This window comes from Undibacterium sp. JH2W (assembly GCF_049340425.1).
In the GTDB taxonomy this organism is placed as follows: Bacteria; Pseudomonadota; Gammaproteobacteria; order Burkholderiales; family Burkholderiaceae_D; genus Undibacterium.
In genome coordinates, this window is record NZ_JBMPOT010000003.1 from 351,649 (window position 1) to 370,526 (window position 18,878).

General features: G+C 49.1%; 17 protein-coding genes. 4 read left to right on the top strand and 13 right to left on the bottom strand.

All coding sequences use genetic code 11. The features are described from left to right. Positions 1-5: 5 nt before the first annotated feature. From ACO0LC_RS06070 to ACO0LC_RS06085, 4 genes are all read right to left on the bottom strand, one after another. Positions 6-671, bottom strand: coding sequence for a phosphoribosylanthranilate isomerase (locus tag ACO0LC_RS06070; protein ID WP_423001646.1), 666 nt, complete (start codon positions 669-671; stop codon positions 6-8). 76 nt (positions 672-747) lie between these two features. Further along, complete coding sequence (locus ACO0LC_RS06075) at positions 748-1,434, bottom strand: hypothetical protein (RefSeq protein WP_423001648.1); 687 nt, start codon at positions 1,432-1,434, stop codon at positions 748-750. A gap of 57 nt (positions 1,435-1,491) precedes the next feature. Continuing rightward, positions 1,492-1,752, bottom strand: coding sequence for a hypothetical protein (locus ACO0LC_RS06080; RefSeq protein ID WP_423001650.1), 261 nt, complete (start codon positions 1,750-1,752; stop codon positions 1,492-1,494). Positions 1,753-1,795: 43 nt separating this feature from the next. Then, a complete protein-coding gene (locus ACO0LC_RS06085) occupies positions 1,796-2,065 on the bottom strand; it encodes a hypothetical protein (protein WP_423001652.1) in 270 nt (89 codons plus the stop codon). Between the two features lie 227 nt (positions 2,066-2,292). Here ACO0LC_RS06085 and ACO0LC_RS06090 point away from each other — a divergent pair, with 227 nt between their 5' ends. After that, positions 2,293-3,084, top strand: a complete 792-nt coding sequence (locus ACO0LC_RS06090) for a WecB/TagA/CpsF family glycosyltransferase (protein WP_423001654.1) — start codon at positions 2,293-2,295, stop codon at positions 3,082-3,084. Positions 3,085-3,187: 103 nt separating this feature from the next. Here ACO0LC_RS06090 and aceA read toward each other — a convergent pair whose 3' ends face one another. Next, positions 3,188-4,486, bottom strand: a complete 1,299-nt coding sequence (gene aceA / locus ACO0LC_RS06095) for an isocitrate lyase (RefSeq protein ID WP_423001656.1) — start codon at positions 4,484-4,486, stop codon at positions 3,188-3,190. Positions 4,487-4,808: 322 nt separating this feature from the next. Next, positions 4,809-7,217 carry a hypothetical protein gene (locus ACO0LC_RS06100; RefSeq protein ID WP_423001658.1) on the bottom strand — a complete coding sequence of 803 codons (2,409 nt, stop codon included), beginning with the start codon at positions 7,215-7,217 and terminating at the stop codon, positions 4,809-4,811. Between the two features lie 47 nt (positions 7,218-7,264). On the opposite strand from ACO0LC_RS06100, the gene ACO0LC_RS06105 reads away from it, so the two are divergent. Continuing rightward, positions 7,265-8,584 (top strand): O-antigen ligase family protein, encoded by a 1,320-nt coding sequence (locus tag ACO0LC_RS06105; RefSeq protein ID WP_423001660.1) that lies wholly within the window; start codon positions 7,265-7,267, stop codon positions 8,582-8,584. Here the strand turns inward: ACO0LC_RS06105 and ACO0LC_RS06110 are convergent. The 5 genes from ACO0LC_RS06110 to ACO0LC_RS06130 are packed head-to-tail and all read right to left on the bottom strand — an operon-like array spanning position 8,573 to position 13,801. Then, on the bottom strand, positions 8,573-9,622 hold the full coding sequence (locus ACO0LC_RS06110) for an acyltransferase family protein (RefSeq protein WP_423001662.1): 1,050 nt from the start codon (positions 9,620-9,622) through the stop codon (positions 8,573-8,575). The genes ACO0LC_RS06105 and ACO0LC_RS06110 overlap by 12 nt on opposite strands. 3 nt (positions 9,623-9,625) lie before the next feature. After that, positions 9,626-10,585, bottom strand: a complete 960-nt coding sequence (locus tag ACO0LC_RS06115; RefSeq protein ID WP_423001664.1) for a glycosyltransferase family 2 protein — start codon at positions 10,583-10,585, stop codon at positions 9,626-9,628. 6 nt (positions 10,586-10,591) lie between these two features. Further along, the gene (locus tag ACO0LC_RS06120) at positions 10,592-11,530 is read right to left on the bottom strand and encodes a polysaccharide biosynthesis tyrosine autokinase (RefSeq protein ID WP_423001666.1); all 939 of its coding nucleotides are present in this window, start codon (positions 11,528-11,530) and stop codon (positions 10,592-10,594) included. Then, positions 11,517-12,947: a Wzz/FepE/Etk N-terminal domain-containing protein gene (locus ACO0LC_RS06125; RefSeq protein WP_423001668.1), complete on the bottom strand. Its 1,431-nt coding sequence runs from the start codon at positions 12,945-12,947 to the stop codon at positions 11,517-11,519. The genes ACO0LC_RS06120 and ACO0LC_RS06125 overlap by 14 nt, the downstream gene beginning before the upstream one ends. 5 nt (positions 12,948-12,952) lie before the next feature. Continuing rightward, positions 12,953-13,801, bottom strand: coding sequence for a polysaccharide biosynthesis/export family protein (locus ACO0LC_RS06130; RefSeq protein WP_423001670.1), 849 nt, complete (start codon positions 13,799-13,801; stop codon positions 12,953-12,955). A gap of 348 nt (positions 13,802-14,149) precedes the next feature. On the opposite strand from ACO0LC_RS06130, the gene ACO0LC_RS06135 reads away from it, so the two are divergent. Beyond that, positions 14,150-15,067, top strand: coding sequence for a glycosyltransferase (locus ACO0LC_RS06135; protein ID WP_423001672.1), 918 nt, complete (start codon positions 14,150-14,152; stop codon positions 15,065-15,067). Positions 15,068-15,123: 56 nt separating this feature from the next. Then, positions 15,124-16,542 (top strand): undecaprenyl-phosphate glucose phosphotransferase, encoded by a 1,419-nt coding sequence (locus ACO0LC_RS06140; RefSeq protein WP_423001674.1) that lies wholly within the window; start codon positions 15,124-15,126, stop codon positions 16,540-16,542. Between the two features lie 7 nt (positions 16,543-16,549). Here ACO0LC_RS06140 and ACO0LC_RS06145 read toward each other — a convergent pair whose 3' ends face one another. After that, the gene (locus ACO0LC_RS06145; protein WP_423001676.1) at positions 16,550-17,605 is read right to left on the bottom strand and encodes a GNAT family N-acetyltransferase; all 1,056 of its coding nucleotides are present in this window, start codon (positions 17,603-17,605) and stop codon (positions 16,550-16,552) included. After that, positions 17,606-18,859, bottom strand: a complete 1,254-nt coding sequence (locus tag ACO0LC_RS06150; protein WP_423001678.1) for a YihY family inner membrane protein — start codon at positions 18,857-18,859, stop codon at positions 17,606-17,608. It abuts the gene before it with no gap. Between the last annotated feature and the right edge of the window lie 19 nt (positions 18,860-18,878).

Sequence of the window (18,878 nt, forward strand, 5' to 3'; positions counted from 1 at the left end):
CATCACTATTCCTGATTGTCTGCCAGACGCACCGCAGTGATAAACGCGCGCACGCTGGCCTCATCCTTGATACCCTTTGCTGCCTCGACACCACTGCTGATGTCGACCGCAAACGGGCGAACCTGACTAGCTGCGCCAGTCGCGTTCTGTACGCTCAAGCCACCACTTAAAACGACCCGAGGCGCGAGCTCTTTTGGAATGAGAGACCAATCAAAAACCTTTCCACTACCGCCATACCCATCAACATGAGTATCTAGCAATAAACCACTGAATAAAGGACTAGCCTTACGATAAGACTGCTCACATTCTAGCAAATCCTCAGGCCTTGTGTCAGCTTTGACGCGATAAGCACGAATAAAAGGACGATTCACGCTAGCTGCCAGGCTCGCGCATTGCGCAGGCGTTTCATCGCCATGAAATTGCAACAATTGCACGTGAGCCTTGCTAATGACCTCTTGCAAGCCTGCCTCGTCAATATTTACGAACAAGCCTACCGACACGACAAAGGGAGGAATTTCGCGCAACAAAGCACCAGCAGTATCAGGTGTAACATAACGCGGGCTGGGTGGATAAAACACGAAACCAAGGGCATCAGCCCCAGCCGCGACGACAAAGCGCACATCTTCGGGGCGGGTTAAGCCGCAAATTTTGATTCTGGTTCTTGTATGCATCGAGCCCCTACCTTTGAACTTTGAAGAAGTTTCTGTATTTTACCTGCAACAACTACCTTACCCGGCTCATATCACCTCAATGCCCAGCAAGATACCTGTTCAACCAATGCCCCTGCGCATGTGGAAGAGCAAGTCTTAGAGCAATAAATTCCTGGATTGGAAAGAAATTTGGTAGATCAAGTTCGGCGAGCATGGTGAGATTATGCAGAGCTCCTAGCTTGCGATCAGCAACACGGACATTTGCAAGTTTCAATCCCTCCAATTTCGTCAAAGTAGAAAGTGGCAGCAGTGAATTAATACGCATGGGCTTCGTTTGAGAACTCGACAGCCACAGATTACGAAGCTCTTTGCACGCAGAAAGGGGGGCGAGATCAATACTGACAGGACAAGCTGCAAGCGCAAAAACCTGCAATGCAGTCAACTTTTCTAGACCGTTCAGAGTAGTGATTTTCGTGTTATCGCTTAATTCCAGCCCTTGCAGATTCACGAGATTACCTAGTTTCTGTACATCTGTAATTCCAAATGCGTTGGCACTGAAATGGGTAATCTGAGATGCCTCACAAATCTGATTAAACTGGGCGTCATTAATATCATGCGCGCACAGGTGGCGCAAATTTGCCAGCTTGGGCAAACGATCTAGCGCCAAAGTATTTTTGGTCACATGGAGGACTTCAATATTATCTGGAACGTCCACCAAGCTTGATGCAGGCTCGATATCAAGACCCTTACGCATCAAGCCATAAACCTTCATATGATCAAACATCACATCCACTCTCGCGAGAAAATTAACGCAAAAAACAATTAAATTAGCGAGAGTAGCTTACTTCTTATCCAAGCTTCCCTCAAAGAACTGGGACAACATTAATTTTTGCCTGCCTACAAATGCAATTAACACAAACACCGCTAATGCAGCAAGGAAATACACCAAGCCAAAGACGCTTATACAGGGGCCAACTAATAAGACGTATAAGGCATACCACCCCGCATTGCCACCACGATGTGATCGATGTGCAATCCAGATTGCGGGAATAAAAAGTAAGAACACAATGAAGGAATTTAGCGCGTTAATATCGTCAAACATAGCCAGCTTATTCAGTTTAGATGATCAAAATCATCATTCAAGATTAGCTTAAAATTAACAACAAAGATAATACTACCGTAACGAAAAACAATATGAGCACATGACTAGTCTTATTTTTTTGGTTTATTACAACTGCATACGTAGTAAATCCAAACGCAGCGCTGAATATCTTCAGGATTTGGGCTGCAACCACAGACAAATGCGTTTCAGCCGGAGGCTCAGCCAAGATACTAATTACAAAACCAATAATTCCCAAACAGATAATTAGCTTTCTTTCCAAACTTAATCGCTGTTTGCCCTGCATATTTTCCATAAGTCTCCTTTGGTGCCATCAACAAGCCAAGCGCAAGCGATTGGCACTACAAAGTAGAATGTTACCCAACAATTATCACAATATCAGGATATCCTGGAAAGCGCTCACTTATAAAAAACTGGAGAATGAAAATTGACACATGCAATTTTCCAGCGCTTGAGTATATGCGGAGGCAATCAATTGATTGAAGCATGCGATAATCGATTACCATTTCATTCATAGACACCATGAATTCACCCGCGACAAAGCCACTCATCACCCACTTGTTTGGACTGGATATCTGCAATATGCGCTTTGCAGAGGCCAATCAGCATTTGCTGGAAGTTGCCAGTAACCGTGATCATGCCAGCCGCGTGGTAGTGACGCCGAATGTCGATCACATGACCAAGCTCGAATATGAACCCGAGTTCAAGACCCTGTATGCAACGTCTGATTATATTTTTGCCGATGGCATGCCGATTATCTGGGCCAGCAAGATGTGCACCCTGCCCCTGCCTGAGCGCGTGACCGGAGCAGACCTGTTTGTTTCACTATGCCGTGGCTGCATAGAAAAGAATATGTCGATTTTTGTTCTGGGCGGTATGCCAGGTCAAGAGAGCCTGTTACTGGAATCTTTCGCCAAGACTTACCCTGGCATCAAGGTTGATATTTTTTGTCCATCCATGCAGTTCACTGCTGAGGGAGCCGAAAGTGACTTGGCTATACAGCGCATACAGACTGCAAAACCGAATATCCTGTTCATCTGCCTGGGCATGCCCAAGCAGGAAAGACTGGCATTTCGCTATCGCACACAGTTCACTAGCGACAACGTGCCATTGATATTGTGCGTAGGTGCTGCCATGGAGTTTGCATTGGGTCAGAAAAAACGTGCGCCTTTATGGATGCAAAAGATAGGTATGGAATGGTTCTGGCGTCTGGCCAGTGAACCTCGCCGCCTGTGGCAGCGTTATACGACGCAAGCCTGGCGTTTTGTCGGGCTCTTGCTACGCGAGAGAAAAATACAAAAGCAAATACGCTGAAACAGCAGATCAAAGCAAACCAAGAACGCAGCACGCCAGACAATAAAAAAACCGCACAGATGACAATCTGCGCGGTTTTTTCTTGGGAGATTACTTTAAATACTTATGCCACTTTTTTTGCATCAAAGAATTGTTCATCTTCAGTAGAACCATGCAAAGCTGTCGTGGAAGATTTACCTTGCTGGATAGTTTGTGTCACTGCATCAAAGTACCCAGTACCAACTTCACGTTGATGTTTAACGGCGGTAAAGCCTTTTTCTGCCGCTGCGAATTCAGCTTCCTGCAATTCAACGAAGGCAGACATCTGGCGACGTGCGTAGCCATGTGCCAGGTTGAACATGCCGTAGTTCAATGCATGGAAACCTGCCAGCGTGATGAACTGGAATTTGTAGCCCATTGCGCCCAGTTCTTTCTGGAATTTGGCGATCGTTGCATCGTCCAGATTTTTCTTCCAGTTGAAAGAGGGGGAGCAGTTATAGGACAGCAATTTGCCTGGGAACTTGGCATGGATAGCGTCAGCAAATGCCTTGGCGAATTCCAGGTCAGGTTTGCCAGTTTCACACCAGATCAAGTCTGCATATTCTGCATAAGCCAGGCCACGGGAAATCGCTTGCTCCAGACCTGGTTTGGTTTTGTAGAAACCTTCAACTGTGCGTTCACCCGTGCAGAAAGGTTGATCGTTAGGGTCAACGTCAGATGTCAGCAAATCAGCTGCTTCAGCATCAGTACGGGCCAGTATCACAGTGGATGTACCCATGATGTCAGCAGCCAGACGTGCTGCGTTCAGTTTTTCAATCGCTTCACGGGTAGGAACCAGAACCTTGCCGCCCATGTGGCCGCATTTTTTTACGGAAGCCAGTTGATCTTCAAAGTGAACGCCTGATGCGCCCGCTTCTATCATGGCTTTCATGAGTTCAAAGGCATTCAGTACACCGCCGAAACCGGCTTCAGCATCCGCCACGATAGGGGCGAAGAAGTCGATGTCGTCTTTGCCTTCAGACCATTGGATCTGGTCAGCGCGTGTCAGTGTGTTGTTGATGCGCTTGACAACCAGTGGTACGGAGTTAGCTGGGTACAGGGATTGATCAGGATACATTTCACCGGCAACGTTGGCGTCGCCGGCAACTTGCCAGCCAGACAGGTAGATGGCTTTCAAGCCAGCTTTGACCTGCTGCATGGCCTGGTTACCAGTCAAAGCGCCCAGGGCATTGATGAAAGGCTCGTTATTGACCAGGTCCCACAATTTGATCGCGCCGTTTTTTGCAATAGTATGTTCGACCTTGATGGAACCACGCAGGCGAACTACGTCTTCTGCTGTGTAGTTACGCTTGATACCGTTCCAGCGTGGATTGGTATCCCAGTCTTTTTGCAATTCTGCTACTTGTTGTGCGCGAGTTGTCATATTTCTCTCCTGTGGGCAAATCAAATAAAAAGGTGCATCCGTTGAGAGAAATAATAGGGTATTTTTTGCGCAGCAACAAGGTCTTATATAAGACATATGACAAATATTTAATCGTTTAAAATCAAATACTTGAAATCTATTTTTTGCGATGTGAAATCATATTTCTTAGAATGAGAAAAATAATTTGTGCAGTGAGATAGTCATTTTTCACATTATGAAATACAAAGTTCACATTATAAAATTCGGCAATTTAATTCATTACATAAAGAAAATTAAGTTTCAAATTCTCAAAAGAAACTGCAAATTTTTCGCTCACGCGACCTTAATCAAGCACGATTTCATACCAAGGTGAAGGGAAATCAAAATTCAATTCAAAACCATCCGGTTTGTGGGTAACCACTGAAGCTGGCAAAGCCTTCATGCGCACACCGCTGCCATCTAAGGGATAGATGCTTATTTTCTTGCTTTTGCTTGCATGAAATAAGCTGACCGGCACACGCTCTAACCAGACTGGTGCACTGCCATCAAGAGAACCTGAAGGCTTTCTGGCTGTGTTGATATCTGGCTCCAATGTCCACCACCCCATTTGCCCTTCATAATTGATTAATTGCTTGGGTCGCTCAGGTTGCGCGCCTGGCTGCGATGTTGCAGTTGCACCGCTCAATACCAATAGCAAGCGACGGGAGTCTTTTAAAGGCAGGGCATCGCGACTGGTCAGCAAGACAACGCCATATTGCCGCCCTTTTTCTGTAAATGCCGGCAGATATTTATCCGCTTCCATGAGCGTTGAAGCTGACGCTTTGCGCCCCGCAAATAGTCTTATATAAGCTGTATCAGCCGCCAGCCAGGGGCCGGCCTCGCTGTACCGCAACTCAGCACCAGGCGCACTCCACCTGCTATCATCCTCAGACCATGGTTTCACGGCAGGCTGGATGGCCGCTGCTGACTTGGCCTGCGTGTCATATAGCATAGCCAGGCGCGTATAAAAAACATGCTTATGGTCTACTCCATATTGTGACTGCAAATAAGCAGGCAAGCCACCGTCTGAAACACCATCACGCAGAGCACCCAGCATGGTCCGCACATCTGGACTCAGGTGAATAGCCATCTGTGCTGACAAAGGACGCAACTGATACTGCCTGAACAAAGCGGCTGAAATACCACTGGTCACCAATTGTCCAGAATGTCCACTAAAGCCAAAACTGTCAGGCACAGACCGCCATTGGTCGCCATCTATGTAATGAAACAAAAATAGCCCATCCCAATCCTGCGCGGCAGCCATGGCACTCATGACAGGTAAAATTTCTGCAGACTGACGATTCGGGAAAGCCTGGTTGAATTCACTGATGACAAAGGGCTTGCGTGCATCGCGTACAAAAGCCCGTTGCAGCAAGGATGACCAGCCCTCACGCAAGACTGAGCTATCGCGTATGCGCCAGTCATTTCTATCCCACTCTTTATGTGGGAAATCATAATGATCCACATAGAAATGCTCATCGACATAATCCATTTGCTGCTGGGCGTCGGCCAATGCGACACCGCCGAAATACATTTGCGTACCCGTCAACGGCAACAAGTCCCCTACTTCCTGGCGTATGGTTTTGCGCATGACGCTCAGGTATTGCTGATCCAGCTCAGATAAAAAGCGCACATAGTCCAGCACCCTGCGCCCATTACCCTGCTGGTGAACCTGGTATTGCTGCTGCAAGTTAGCTGGCGTATCCCAACCCAGCTTATTGATGGCCCGCCGCGAAAAACGTTGCGCACCAGCCAGCCAGCCTTCGCCGTATTCCAATATGCTTGATTCCGAAGACTTGACGTTGATGACACCTTTGCGTGTCAAAGAGCAGCTATCCCAGAGTTTACAGGCATGATCGGCATGCCCATGCTGGCGCAATACCCATTTTTGCCATTGCTGCTGCAAGGCTCTTTCATATTCGCCAGTCAAGCCATCGAGCTGGCCACGCTGCCATGCGCCCAATAACGAAGATTCATTATTGATCTCCACCATAGCTAGGGCAGGTTCATCCTTAAGCTCCAGGCGGCGTAATAATTGCTGCACATATTCGGCCTGCAAGCTGATCATGCGCGGCTCAAACAAATGCAGGGGGTGGCTGGCAAAAGGCATTTGCTCACCCGCCATCAAGGGCGTGACCTGGTCAACAGCGGGACGAAATTGATAACCCACATGCAGGTTCAGATTGATGTACAAACCTTCTGCCTTGAGCGCATTAATGAAGACTCGCAGGCGACGCAGGGCAGCCTCATTAAAGCTGGGGTAGGCAGCTGTCGTCAAAATACCACGCGGCTGTTCCTGACTATCGCTGAGTATGGTGTCGAGATGATGCAGGCGCACGGTATTAAAACCAAGCTTGCGCAAGCGACGGGCTATCTTTTGCGCATCTTTTTCTTCAGGAAAATTGGCCGCACTGGCAAGACTGATGCCAAAGAAACGCACCCGCCCATCATCTTTAGTCCCCGGCTTGCCATCCTGGCCCACGCGGTAAAAATGCCCTTGTTTGACGAATACCCTGTCACTGGCATCAAGGGCGTGATTCATGCCTGCAAAATCCACGACTGGTGACAAGGTATCCTCATTGACTTCAAAGCGATACCAGGAAATATCTCCAGCCGTCACAAAAGACGGGCAAACCATGCACAGCATGGCCACACTAAGAGCAAAAATAAGGCGCAATCGAAAATACTTCATGGTTTGGGTCGCAACTGACATGGTAGCCATTAGAATATCGCACAAACACATGACAACAGTATTGAGAAATGCAAAATTTGCCCGTACTGCCCGGAGAAAGCAGCCTGAACCAGCTGGAAACCAGAATCGTCAAGCTGATGATCGTTCTGTTCGTGGTTTTTTCCCTGTTGCCCTATGGCATATCCTGGGACTATACAGGCTCATCTGCCCTGACCATGGAGGGTTCGCTGACCACCAAATTGCAATGGGGCAGCCTGTTCGTGCTGGCGACCTTCATCCTGTATCGCCACCTGCCTGAAGCCTTGCAGGATATACGCGCCATGAACCCTTTCCTGGCTATCGTCCTGATCTGGTGTCTGGCATCAAGCATCTGGTCTCCTTTACCGGCAACCACCTTTAAACGCGCCATACAGTTATATGGCCTGGTAATGATAGGTTTCAGCATACAGTTGGCTAAACAGCCGCTGAAGATCATGGTGAACTATATTTTGGCCACGCTGACCGGGATGTTGATATTGTCTTTTTTCATGGCTGTTGCTGTTCCCAGCATAGGTATAGACTACGACCTGGGTGGTGCCTGGCGGGGTGCTTTGTCGCAAAAAAATGAATTGGGCCAGGTAGCGGCGCTCAGTATCCTGCTATGGCAAATCAAGGCTTGCACTGAGACCGTGGGGTTCAGGAGCCTGGCGCTAGGCATATTTTTTTCTTTCTTTATGCTGGTCATGAGCAAAAGCTCGACCAGCATGATCATCACCTTATTGACTTCGGGCGTATTTCATTTACTGCGCAAACGTCATATTTCCTCTTCTTATTCGCTGACGCGTGCCAGCCTGGTCATCATTTGCCTGCTCACCATTGCTGTTTATATGTTCTTCATGCGCGAGTCACGCCTGCCCACCTGGCAAGAAGCCGCCTCCCCGATTGCCGGACTATTTGGCAAGGGCACAGACTTGACTGGCCGCACCGATGTCTGGCAACTGGTGGAACTGGAGATCAATAAACACTATTTGTTCGGCCTGGGATATGGTGCATTCTGGCTGGGGCCAGATAGCCTTTCACAATTCGTCATTGATGCCCTGCACTGGATACCGCTACAATCACACAATGGCTATCTCGACATCTTGAATGAACAAGGCCTGGTCGGGCTGATCCTGGTAGTGATGACCTTGCTGATGCAGGCGAAAATGCTGATCACACTGTCGCATCAAGACAGGCAACAAGCTGCTTTTTGGTCCGCCATGCTGGTGGTGGTGGTCATTACCAACTTCACCGAAAGCAGCCTGTTCCGTGGCTTTGTATTTCAGAATGTCTTCTTTATCTTCAGCCTCATCGCTGTCAGCTCATCGAGCCGCAGATACCGATTGGCGGAACAAATGTCAAATCATTAATTTGTGGCCCAGCCGCTGGAAAGTCTGTTCTATATAACGATAAGACAAATGCGCAAGCAGCAATGAGAGCAAGCTGATGAGACTTATTCTCAGCAAGGCCCCTGTTTCAGGTAAGAAATGCGCAACGCTATGCGTCACCAGCCAATGGTACAGATAAAGCGAATAACTGATGCGCCCCAGGTAAACCACAGGTGGCCATTGCAGGAAACTGTTCAAGGCATTTTTCTCAAACACCAGTGTCGGAAACATATAAAACAAAGCCACCCCCTGCAAGGAATAGCGTAAGGATTCACGAAACGCTTCGTTACGGATAGCCAGGGTCAGCACCAGCAAGAAGACACCACAGAGGAAAGTCTGCAGACGCGATAATTTGGCAAAAAATTGCGGATAACGTGCCAGCACTATCGATAAGGCCGCCCCATACAAAATCGAATCAGCGCGTGTATCCGTCCCGGTATAAATCCTGTAGTGCGGCAGATTATCCAAAGCTATGCCTAGCACAAGATAGATACGCCAGGCCAGCATAGCCACCAGAATGGTCGCAATCAAAACCAGGAAGCGCCTGGGCACACTGGCAAAACCCATGAAGATAAAGGGGAAGAAAAAATAAAAATGCTCCTCTACCGCGAGTGACCAGGTAATCGCCAGGGGCTGCTTGATCAATTCCCCACTGAAGCTGGAATAAATGCCATAATAATTCGCAAAATACAAAAATACCGAAGCGACTTCTTGCCAGCTCCAGACATCCCCCACCAAAGTCATCATGCCCAAACAGGACAAAACGAACATCAGCAAGGCGGGCGTCAGCCTAAATACCCTGCGCACATAAAAATTTCGTATGCTCATGCTGCCCGTAGCATCCCATTCAGCCAGCATGAGTTTGGTGATAATGAAACCGCTGATGAAAAAGAAAATAGTCACCCCTAAACCGCCAGGGAAAAGATGACCAAATCCTATATGCGATAAAAATACCAGGGCAATAGAAACGGCGCGCAAACCATCCAGGGCTTGCAAACGTTGAGATGGCTGTGCGGTCATGAATTAATTCTTTGCTTCCTGGTTAGCATTGCCATAAGCATGACTGGCCTTGCCCCAGAAATAGCTGAGCTTGCCCAGCTGTGAGGCTGCCACCCTGAGCCAGCTAAAGCTGCGCAGGGCTTTGAATGGCAACAGCAGCAAGGCAAATAGCAGTGCCAGGATAAACTGCAGACCAGCACGCGCACTAAGTATCAGTGCAGCGCTGAGTTTTTTTATGCCCGTCTGCATCGCCAATTCTGTACGCATAAATAATTGGCCAGTGCGATAAGATCTTTGCAATAGCCATTTTGCGCTGGCACGCTCGGCCGGAATATATTCATCTGCAGGTGCTTCATCGCACCAGACCATGGCCGCCCCCATGTGATCAAGGCGGCGAAACAACATGCTGTCTTCACCACCAGTGGTACCAAAGGCAGGATCAAATGGGCCCAGGCCATCTTGTTGCGCCTCCGTGAGTGACTGCAATAGTGAGCGGCGGACCAGCACATTGCCGCTACGGGCATCCCTGTGATCTATCCTGGTTCCGGTGGGTAAGCGGCGACGGTCAAAATACCCCCCCTCGCGTATCCATTGCGGCGTGGATACAGCATACTCTGGCAAGACCGGGGCAAACACCACGTCTGCTTGCTCGCTTGCTTGCACTTTCAGCAGTTGTGCCAGCCAGTCTGCGACTGGGACTTCATCATCATCGATCATGACTATCCAGGGACTGCTGGCAGCGGCAATGGCAGCATTCCTGGCCAGCGAAATATTCGAATTTGCCAGATTCAAGGCTTTCAATCTATTGCCGAAGATAGCCTGCATTTCATGCAAAACGGTCGCAGCAGACTGCTCCTGATCGTTATCCACCACCACCACTTCGACAACAACATTGCGCAAGGTCTGTGTCAATATGGCTTGTAAAAGGCGTCGCAACAGCGCTGGCCTTTTATAGGTGCAGATACAAATACTCAGCGCAAACATATAAATTCAGCTTTTTCTGCGGAACAAACCGGATAGCAAACGTACCACCCATGTAAACGGCGCAAAGCGTACCGCACCCGCCGATTCATATTGATTGAATATCGTCCCCAATACCTCAACGCCTGCAGCCTGCATATCTGCCTTGGCTTTACGCAAGTCATCGACATAAGTGTGATCCTTCCTGGCCACCAGCAAAACGCTGCCGGTCTGATGAGCCACCATCTGCGCATCAGATGCATGGGTAGCTGTATGCGTGTCGATTACAAAGGCATCAAACCGGCTGGAACAGGAATCCAGCAACTCACGCATGCGTGGCGCGCGCAAAATTTCCAAAGGATTCGGTGGTTGCGGCCCGGCAGGTAAAAAATGCAGGTTGGGCATGAGTTGTATCAATGCATCTGACGCAGTAATACGTCCCGCCAGCACAGATGACAAACCATCCGGCTTACCCAGGGAGAAATACTCATGCAGCTTGCCACTACGCAAATCGGCATCAATCAGTAAAGTACGCTTGCCTACCTGCGACAAAGCAATCGCCAGGCTGGCCGCCATATATGACTTGCCATCACGCCGTGTCGGGCTAACCAGGGTAATCTTGATTTTTTCTTCGCCACTGAATTTCAATAGCAATTCACTGCGCAAACGACGGATTTCTTCTGCCTCTTTACTAAAGGGAAAATAAAAGAATTTTAGGGACTTGTCGGCACTACCATTAATCAAGTCCTTGGTCGAGTAGCCGAATTGCTCACCCAGGGCCTGGTCCAGTTGTGACTGGCTCAAGTAGCCAAGAGACAGGGCAGCATCGCCGAACCTGAGTTTCTTCTCTTTTTGCAGTTGCGCGACCTGGTCGATTTGATCAGGCGTGAGCAAACCTTTTTGCAGGAACAACTCACCAAGCCGTCCTATTTTTGATATTGGCGGGCTCAGTGGCTCAGCTGCTTGCATGCAAACCACCCTGTCCGTTATCTATCAATTTTTCATCAAATCCTATTTTTGCCATGACGGGCTCATCAAATTCACGCTCCAGGTCTTCCAGGCAGCGGACACGTCTGTTCATCAATTCCAGCAAGAAGGCCAGGCCAAATCCAAATACGATGCCCGCCAACAAACCAAATACCAGGTTATTTCTCAGCAAGGGCTTGGCATGTTTCTCAGGTAACTCAGCCCATTGCATGACGGAGGCATTGGAAATTGCCACATTACTGGTCATCAGCAACTCATCAAATTTTTGAATTGCAGCATTGTAGATTTTTTGTACGCTATCCAACTGCCGCTGATAAGAACTGATGACATCCCTGTGCTTCTTGTTTTCAAAGGTCTTTTTCTGGTAGCTGGCGATTTCTGTTTCTATGGCTTTTTCTTGTTGATTCAGACGCGCCTCTGCAGCACCCAGCATTTCAAAAGCCGTCGCCGATTCTCGTTTCAACTTATCCATCAATGCCTGGCGCTCGTCATTGATGGCCATGTATTTGGGATGACGTGGACCCAGGGTGATCTTGGCATTGGCCAGTTGCGTATCAAGCGAGATCAAGGCTGCTTTCAAACCTGAGATATGGCCTATGCCCGCAATTTCCGGGATATCGGATTCAGGATTTCCTTCCCTGACCAGTTTCTCCAGGGACTGACGCTTGGCCTGGGCCTCTACCCTCTGTAATTGTATGTCGATGAGTCGCACACTCAGGGCATTCATTTGCTTGGACTCCAGGTCTGACCTTTCATCGACATCGACGATCTGATATTCCTGCTGATAAGCCGTCAGTTTTTTTTGCAACTCATCTATCTGCCGACTCATGGATTCAAGCTGTGCATTGTATTGATCGCGCCTTGCTCTGGCTGGCGCATTCATCATTTCCAGCGACAAATCTATATAGGCCTTGACCACGGCATTGGCCACGTCCTTGGCATGCTTGGGGTCGCCCGATGAATACTGGATTTCTATGACGCGGCTGTTTTTGTGCGGTGAGACATCGGTATTTCTGACGATGGCTTCAGCCAGGGCCCGCAAGCCACGCTGCTCACCATATCTTTGTACAAAGCGCTTGGCCTCAGGCGTGGTCTGCAAACCCAGGGCCTGTATCACGCGCTCGGCCACCTGCACACTCTTGATGACATCAAATTGCGTCTGCAAATAGCTTTCATCCTGCATGGGGTGAAACTGCCTGCCACCAATAGGATCATTCACGCGGTAATCGATAAAAATATCTGCATTTGCCACATAAGTCTTGGGTAATACCAGGCTGGCAATACCTGCGCCGACCACGGCGACGATCATTACCACGGCGATCAAGACCTGGCGCGCACGCAGCATTGCACCGATCTGGGCAAAGGATAAGACCAACTCGCTAGGGGAGGTTTTCATCATACGCGTCAGAATATTCTTTCGTTGATAAACACCACATCACCTGGCATCACTTTGTCCGTGATACCTGCCGAGATTTCACGCAACTCACCACTTTCTGTCTTGCGATGGATGATGATGCGCCTGACTGATCCCCTGTCCGTAATTCCACCACCTATGGACAATACCCGCATGACATTCAAATCTTCTTCCATAGGATAAATGCCCGGGCGACGCACTTCGCCATAAACATAAAAATTCTTGAGCTGGGGCACGAACAAAACATCATTGGCCTGTATCTTTTGCGCCAATTCGGGTGCCAGCTTGCTGGCATCCAGCTCCAGCTTGATGGATGCGTACTCTTGCAGCTCAGAAGCAGGCTTGCCTGGCTCACGACGCAGTATACGCAAGCTTTTCTCGGCCTTTTGCGAAACCCCGCCAGCCAGGCCCAGGGCTTCAAGTATGCTGATTTGCCCTTGCAAGGGATAACGCCCTGGCCGTAATACCTCACCCAATACCGAGAAAGTCCTGCTAAGCTGTTGTATGACCTTGATGGAAACCCTGGGGTTTTTAATGTATTGCCCTTGTTCGAGTTTTTTGGCAAAAGTGGCGGCAATCTCGGTGGCGGTCTTGCCTTTGACTTCTACCGTACCCACCAGAGGCAAGGTGATGACACCGCTTTCGCCTATGGTGACATCGGCAGTCAGGTCAGGTTGGCCAAAGACGGTGATCAGCAATTGATCACCTTCGCCTATGACATCGGCAGCAGCTTCGCTGACCGGCTCATCAACGGCTGCTTTTGCCGGTATCAGTGTCTTTTCTGTTTGTGTAGCAGATGGAGTCTGTGGCAATTGTAAAAGATGGCTTTCCAGTTTCATGCCATTTGCGGGAATAGTCGTGACTTCTTGCCCATGCAGTGGGCCGACCAAAGTGAACGCCAGCACTGCAATAAGCAGTTTACGGGCTGAGTTTTCAGCTGGATTTACACTATAAGCAAAAATTTTTGACCAAATTGTCATCTGACTTCAGACATTTCATAGAAAGAACTTCATTTTATATTGCAATAGTAAGAATAGATGCAAATTTTTGTCAGGACAACAAAACCCTGCAGCAATATGATCCTAGACTGAACATCATTGCTATTCAATAACAAAAATTAACCTTTATTGAATTGTGGACAACTCAAAGCTCAGTTAACATTCAAATAAAAGTCAGAAAGATGAATTATGCCAAGCCCGAGTACACCGCCCTCAGCCTCAGAAACAAAAGTGGTGCCCCTGGTCATCATTGCGCCGGTGCGTGACGAAGCTGACCTGATCAGGCTGACCCTCGATTCCATGGTTGCACAAACCGTCAAGCCGGTTGAATGGATTATTGTCGACGATGGCTCGAAAGATGGCACAGCCGATATCGTGCGTGAATATGCAGCCCAATACCCGTTTATCAGACTGGTGCAGCGCCAGGACCGCGGTTTTCGCAAAGTTGGCGGTGGCGTAGTCGCTGCTTTTAAATTTGGCATCACCCAGATCGAACACAAAGACTACGAATATATTGCCAAGCTGGATGGCGATATGTCATTTGGCCCCAAATACCTGGAGCACATGTTTGAGCAATTTGCCCTAGAACCCAAGCTGGCGGCTGTGTCTGGCAAAGTTTTTCGTGAAGAAAATGGGCAAAAAATAGAAGAAATCATTATCGATGAGCATGTTGCCGGCCAATTCAAGCTCTATCGCAGGACAGCCTTTGAAGAAATCGGCGGCTTTGTCGAAGAAGTTTTGTGGGATGGCATAGATGTGCATACTGCCCGCATGAAAGGCTGGACGACCAAGAGTTTCCTGCACCCGGATGCCATACTCATGCATCACCGTTTGATGGGTTCCTCTGACAAGAATGTCTATCGCGGCCGTCTGCGCTGGGGACGTGGCATCTGGTTCATGGGCTATCACCCACTGTATGCACTGGCTTCTGGCGTTTTCCGCATGCGTGAAAAACCTTTTGTGATTGGTGGCTTGCTCATAATTACTGGTTATCTTGGAGCGGCGATCAGACGTGCTCCCAGATATGACAATCCAGAATTCAGAGAACATTTGCATCGCTGGCAGCTAGGGCAAATCAAAAAACTCTTCTCAGGACAAAAAAACTAAGCACTCATACCAGCACATTGCATCAACCTGGAATATAAGCGAAAAACCCGATAACCATGCTCAATGCTTCACCCGCCTCCAATACATCCTTATCAGCGCAGCTCCTGGCGGCGTTGACAGGCATTGCATTTGGCATCACAACCTATCTGACCCTGCTAGGCATCATCCTGTATTCCAATCACACGGATACCGAGATTTTTGGCGTGCGCATGCTGATTGCCTGCCTGAGCAGCATCATTGTTTTTTCCAGCCAGCAATTACTGGGAACACTGCAGGAAAAGCATGTGCTGGCAGCCTTCCCCAGCATTACGGCACGCTGGTTCGTGGTGTTCATGGTGGTGCTGCTCAGTGCTTATGTAGACAAATCTGCCGAGCGGCTATCCCGCGCCATCATGCTGATCTGGCTGTTCACAACGCCATTCACACTCTTGCTGACTGCGCTGATCATGCGCCAACTGGCTGTACTGTATTACTCCAACCCTGCCAGAAGACGTAAGGCCGTGCTGATCTGGTCGAACTCAGCCTGTGCCGACCTGGTAGAGTCGCTACGCAATACCCCCTTGGCGGCAATAGATTTTGTCGGTTTTTTCGACAACAGGAATGAGTCGCGCCCACCCAGCAACCTGGAAAGACTGGGTGACTTGAGTGATGCCGCCAACTGGATAGTCGATACCGAGACAGGTCATGTCAATGTCGATGTGGTATTCATAGGTCTCAATACCAAAGAGCCACCTGAACTGGCAGAGATCATTGCCATCCTGGAGGACAGTACGGCATCCACTTACTTTGTGCCGGAATCCCTGATTTTTGGTATGCCTGGCATACAACTGCGCGAATTGGCAGGCCGCCCAGTACTGGCATCGACAGAAACCCCTTTCATAGGACTGGCCGCCTTGCCCAAGCGCATGCTGGACTTATTTGGTTCTTTCTTTGGCCTGATTGCCTTATCCCCGATTTTATTATTGCTGGCGATAGGGGTGAAGCTAAGTTCACCAGGATCTGTGTTTTTTAAACAGGTCAGGTATGGCATCGCCGGCAGGCCTATCAATGTCTATAAATTCCGCAGTATGCGCCAGAGCAATCCAAATGAGCGTGTGGTGCAGGCTACCGTTGGCGATCCGCGCGTTACCAAGTTTGGTCGCTTTTTGCGTCGCTCTTCCCTGGATGAATTGCCGCAGTTATTCAATGTACTCAAGGGTGAAATGAGCTTGGTTGGTCCACGCCCGCATGCGGTCGAGCACAATGAGTTGTACAGAAAGCTGGTCAGTGGTTATATGTTCCGCCACAAGATCAAACCTGGCATCACTGGCTGGGCACAGGTGAATGGTTTGCGCGGTGAAACCGAGACCCTGGAAAAAATGGAAGAACGCATAGAATACGATCTTTACTATATCCAGCACTGGTCTATCTGGCTGGATATCGTCATCATCTGGCGCACCGTGAAAGTTGTTCTGGGTGACAAAAACGCTTATTGATAGTGCTTCATTTTCCAGTCTGGCGCAATTTGCGTAAATATTGCCCCAGGCTGGATGCCTTCAATACCTGTTTAGCCTGATAAACACCAGCCTGCATCTTACCCAAGATGGAGGGGGAACTGATCGCACCCTCGCATAACTGATGTGCACCAGTGGCAAAACGCAATTTATAAGCTTGATCTCCCCTACCCAGGTCTATGGACTGGATACCGATTTGCGCCGCATGCCTGGCGCTTTGGGCCAGCAATATCAGACCGGGGGAAAATTCAGCAAACGCTGTGTCATACCAGGGGAACCAGTAATGCAAGACCTTGTCAGAGCGCATGCCAAAATGCGCAGCAATGAGGGCATCACCAGCATGCAGGGTCGACAGCATGCCCGCAAAATCAGGGCTATTGCTTAGCCTGATTTCATCAACGACCTGCCTGACCCAATCCCTCTTGAAGATGTCATGCTCAGCACCCACGGTGCGCTGGAATTGCTCACTCTTGCCAGCCAGCAAGGCCAGGTAATCGGCATGACTGCCACTTTGCAATTCAAAGCGCAATTCGCCATGTTTTTTACTGAGCTTGCGCTCATTTGTGGCAACCTTCTTGAGCAGGGAAGCGTCACGCTGCTCAGCCAAACGCTGGGCATAGGCATCGAAACCAGCAGCCAGATCCAGGATATGGGACTGACTGTGCACCCAGGCATATTGCTGGAACTTACCCAATCCCACAGGCATATGATTAAAGCCAAAGTGACGGCACTGCATGGCCGCCAGCATTTCGCCAAATGGCATATCCAGGCCCGGCCTGCTTATGGGTCCCTGATAGTCGGCAAGAAAATCACCTATGGATATGGCGCGAAATTTGCCTAATGCATGAAAAGGCAGGATAGCAGCAATCTCGCCAGCATCTTCACATAGCAAGATACGAGCATCCGCTCTGGCCTGCGCAACGATGGTGCTAAAGACAGGCGCATAATAAGGGCTTTCGTAGACAAGATCATGTTTACGCAAGGCTGCCCATTGCGTCGTCAAAGACGCATCCAGTTCATTAGCCTTAATCAAACTGAACTTCATTTAGCCTGGCCCCACCGGATAAAAGTAAGTCTGCAAGCTATGCTGCAAACCATTTTCTATACTCTCATCCACCAGTTTGGAAAGCTGACTTTGCTTGGTAGCGTCAAACACAAACAGACGATAAATATCGGACAAGCGCAAACTGGCAGGATTCATCAGCATAATCCACAACTCGGCACCAGCTTCATTTTTACGCAACCAAAAACGACTGCGTGAAGCCGTGGTATTGACATTGACCCTGGCTACCCAGGCAGTTTCTGACATGCGTTCCAGCAAGCCCTCAATTTCATCCATGCCCAGTCTGGTCTCTGAGCGTATGGTGTTAACGCTGACAGCGGCATTGGCATCTGCCAGGCGCGCATCCACCAGGACCTCCAGGATACTGACTGCGTCCTCAAACGCACTGCCAGGCGTAGGCACATGCCACCAGCGTTCAAATTTAACCACAGGCAAGGCTGCTGCAATCACCGCACCTATCAGGATAATGAGCCAGGAAACATAGATCCAGACCAGGAAGATGGGCACAGCGGCCAACGCACCATACACGATGGTATAGGTAGGGAACTGGATAACAAAGCTGGCAAATATGCGCTTGGCAATTTCAAATGCCAGCGCCGCAAACAAACCACCCCAGACGGCATCACGCCACTCGACAGCTCGATTTGGCACCAACAGGTACAGCAAGGTGAATGCGCCTGTGGTAAAAACGATCGAAGTCAGAGTATAAAATACCGCCCCCAGAAACGGTACCGCCCCCACCACACCGCTGGTAGCAGTGAACAGATAAGATGTACTCGATATGGAAACACCCACCAGTAAAGGCCCAAGGGTGACGATGGCCCAATACACCAGCAACCTTTGCAAGGCCGGGCGCGAGCGTTTCACTTGCCAGATCTGGTTGAATGATTTGTCTATCATTGCCATGGTGGTAATGGCAGTTACCATCAAGGCCACGCCGCTGATGGCCGAAACACGGGTTGCCTTGGTGGCAAATTGCGTCAAATAACCCAAAATGGTATTGGAAATCCCCTTAGGCATCAGACTTTGAATAAAATACGCCTCCAGCGAAGTACGAAAGGTATTAAATAGCGGAAAAGCCGTAAAAATGGCAAAAGCCACGGTCAAAATCGGTACCAGGGCCAGTACCGTGGTAAAAGTCAGGCTACCTGCAACCTGTGGCAGGCGGCCTTCCTGCAAGCGCTGCAGGGCAAATTTGAAGAGATTGAGTATTTGTTTCCACGACAGACCACGCATAGTTTTTGCAGCTAGAGAG